This window comes from Aneurinibacillus sp. UBA3580 (assembly GCF_002375825.1).
Taxonomy (GTDB): Bacteria; Bacillota; Bacilli; order Aneurinibacillales; family Aneurinibacillaceae; genus Aneurinibacillus; species Aneurinibacillus danicus.
In genome coordinates, this window is the sequence record NZ_DFMZ01000108.1 from 15,923 (window position 1) to 16,706 (window position 784).

A 784-nucleotide genomic window follows, 5' to 3' on the forward strand; every position below is an offset into this window, starting at 1 on the left:
CCTTTTTCTGTGAAAATCGTGAGCAAAGAAAGAGCAAATACGAAAAAATACAGCGCATCTCCTACAAAATTAACATAATCTTAATGAGAGAAAAACAAAAAAATTACACATCTGTAGTAGGATAAGTGGTGGATTGATCTCCACAATTTTACCACATCCTGTGGTAACTCCATTCTCATTTGGTCCCGGCAGTAGCCGGGACCGCTTTTTAACAGAAACTTAATGCGAACTCCATATACTCTTAGCATTCCCTCTGTATCCTAAAGATACATAGTCTTGTCCCCACACTCCTTTACCCTGATGTAAAAGCATATGGGCACACCTCTTTTCTGTTGAGTCCTTTTGAGGGCTCTTTTTTTTGGTGCCGCTTCATTTCCCTATTACGGCAAAATAGCGTATAATAGGCCACGATACAGCTTTTCCATCTTACAAAAGCAAGGAGCGAATATGGATGAAATGTAAAATCACAAGAAATGCCGCTAAAAAAATCAAGGAAATCCTGGCACAGGAAGACACGGAGGGCAAAATGCTGCGCGTGTTCATCACCCATGCGCACGGAGACCACGCACACTATGGACTTGATCTCGATACGCCCGGCGAAAACGATGAGATTATTCACACGGATAAGGAGATCGATGTTATTCTCGATAAAACACAGAGTTTACTTGACGGAGTAAAAATCGATTACCTGTACCTTCCCGAAGAAGGTTTCGTAATTACCAATCCCAGCAAAGGCAACCACGGGGATCATTAATATACTGTAAAACCACCATGGCATCTCAGC

The 784-nt window shown here is 42.0% G+C and carries 1 protein-coding gene; it reads left to right on the top strand.

Translation table 11 applies throughout. The features are described from left to right. Positions 1-451: 451 nt before the first annotated feature. The gene (locus B2899_RS15065) at positions 452-754 is read left to right on the top strand and encodes a HesB/IscA family protein (RefSeq protein ID WP_146809600.1); all 303 of its coding nucleotides are present in this window, start codon (positions 452-454) and stop codon (positions 752-754) included. The last annotated feature ends 30 nt before the right edge of the window (positions 755-784 follow it).

What these genes read in the sequence shown, in the direction of transcription:
- B2899_RS15065 (WP_146809600.1), top strand. Translation starts at nt 452, where the DNA reads ATGAAATGTAAAATCACAAGAAATGCCGCTAAAAAAATCAAGGAAATC.